The 1,898-nt window shown below is 61.5% G+C and carries 3 protein-coding genes; 2 read left to right on the top strand and 1 reads right to left on the bottom strand.

Features of this window, described 5'->3' with window-relative positions:
• Nucleotides 1–327, top strand: a 327-nt coding sequence (locus SCA01S_RS21505) for a hypothetical protein (RefSeq protein WP_218016428.1), incomplete at its 5' end; no start/stop codon positions are given.
• A 32-nt stretch (nucleotides 328–359) separates the two neighbouring features.
• Entirely contained in the window at nucleotides 360–962 is a 603-nt protein-coding gene (locus tag SCA01S_RS21500) for an HNH endonuclease (RefSeq protein WP_167542941.1), read from the top strand.
• A gap of 218 nt (nucleotides 963–1,180) precedes the next feature.
• Here the strand turns inward: SCA01S_RS21500 and SCA01S_RS21495 are convergent, their stop codons facing one another.
• Nucleotides 1,181–1,390, bottom strand: coding sequence for a helix-turn-helix transcriptional regulator (locus SCA01S_RS21495; protein ID WP_062788854.1), 210 nt, complete (start codon nucleotides 1,388–1,390; stop codon nucleotides 1,181–1,183).
• Nucleotides 1,391–1,898 lie beyond the last annotated feature (508 nt).

The following is a 1,898-nucleotide window of genomic DNA, read 5'->3' as shown; positions in this document are numbered from 1 at the left end:
CTGGCTGACATTGATCCCGGAGCTTCGAACGTAGTATCTCTTGATCCGGACAGGCGTCGAAGCGAGGATGGCCGCCAAGTGGCGGGCAAGTCCATCGACTTCCTTTTAGCGACGCATTTCGATGAACCAGGGCGCAACAACCTCTACCTGAAAGAAGAGATCATCAAGGCGCTTCGTCTGGCCGCTGACGGCAAGTCGGATACGCCTGCGTTTAAGGAAATCCTGGATGTTTTGAGCGAGAGCCTCCCCAGGCTCGACCAAAATAGCCCTGTTGCCCGCCTCATCGGCGAGCTCCAGGGAGTTGCGCAGCGGAGCGGACGGCGGTGATTGCCGCTCCGATAATGTGGTCAGAGTCGGACGTGGCCTTGGTGAACGCGTTTAACGCCAAGCCGCGGGCAGACAAGCTGAGCTCGTACTGGAGCGACGAGGCCTTGGCCGGGCTCCGGGGAAGGGTAAAAACCTTCTACATCGCTGCGCAGGGCGAGCGCTGCTGCTATTGCGCCCGGCACCTAGCCACGACGTTTCACCGTAGCTGGGACCTCGACCACATCGTCGATCGGGCAAAGTACCCATGGTTTCTGTTCACGCCGGAAAACCTTGCGGCTTCCTGTCCCGAATGCAACCTTGCGAAGACCAACAAGGAGGTCCTCAAGAATCCCGGCCGCAAGACGTACCCCAACCACACCGACGCATTCAGGCTCGTGCATCCGCACTTCGACAACTACGAAGATCATATCCACAAAGACGGCTTCGTTTATGTGCCTAAGACCGACAAGGGCAAGTTCACGATCGTCCTCTGTGATCTCCTGCGGTTCGCCGTCCGTTATATTGATTGGGGGAAAAACGCTTCGGACAGGCGCTTCGAGGATGACGTCGACGCAGCGTTTGGTTCCGACGGCACGGCGGCAGGGGTGGCGGTCGACAAGGTTGCGGCGGAACTGGCACGGCTGGATCTGGAGTGAACGATCGGCAAAGCGCCGCTCCAACCGGCGTTGGCTTCAGCAGACAGCCCACCTTCTTTCGTTCTGGTATATCAGCCAGGTAGACCCTGAATGTCGGTTCCTCACAAGAGGTGGCGTTCGACCTTCCGCATTGGAACGACGGCTTCGTCCCAGATTCCGGCATTCCGCTAGGCTGAGCGTTGGCACAACGCGTACGGTAGTATGCTCACCTGCGTGCCTTAGCGGGTGTCATCCACGCGATAGAACATGGGATTACGCATCCATTCACGGATGGCGGATTCGCGCCAGCCAGTGCAGCGTGTGGCGATGCGGACCTGCTTGGGAAACGTGCCCGCCTGGATCTTGCGATAGAGGGTGGCGCGGGTCAGGCCGGTGCGATCGAGGACGGCATTGAGGCGCAGGATGCGGTCCGGGGGCTGTTCGGTCATGGCGTGGTCTTCCTGTACTGTGGTTGGTTCTCTTGCTCCTTCGCTGTGAGATTTGCTGGCTTGCGGTCGGCGTCAAGAGTGCCGAAAACGGCGCCAAAGCACTGAAACTACGCCTGATCACGCCAGCACCGCCGATTGTACGCCAGGGCGAGAAAAGAAATTTGAGGCTCGAGCAGATTGTGTCTCAGGCCGTCTCGACCTGATCGCGCTCTCCTTCCGCTGCGCTCCAGCCGAGCCGGCACTGCCGTCTCGTCGGCAGTGCCGGTGCGATCGCTGACACTTGGCCCGGCCCTGCTGACCGGGCCTGTCGGTCCGCCTTCAGCTCCCCTCCGGTTGTCGCCACGCTTTGGTTGCGCGGCGGCGTTTGCCTCGGCTCCAGAGTGACGGGGGGCGTCACGGCCCTGTAGCCCCGCCGCGACGGGGTGCAACCCGGCCCGCTGCGCGGGTCCGGGTGCTCCACGCTGTTGCGCTCCTTCGGATGCACCCCGCCGCCTGCTGCGGGGCTCTT

Source organism: Novosphingobium capsulatum NBRC 12533, from assembly GCF_001598375.1.
Taxonomy (GTDB): Bacteria; Pseudomonadota; Alphaproteobacteria; order Sphingomonadales; family Sphingomonadaceae; genus Novosphingobium; species Novosphingobium capsulatum.
The sequence above is the reverse complement of the archived record's forward strand: the minus strand, read 5'-3'. Positions and strand labels throughout refer to the sequence as shown.

Excerpts from the sequence above, each read along its gene's own strand:
- SCA01S_RS21495 (WP_062788854.1), bottom strand. The coding sequence starts at position 1,390 with ATGACCGAACAGCCCCCGGACCGCATCCTGCGCCTCAATGCCGTCCTC.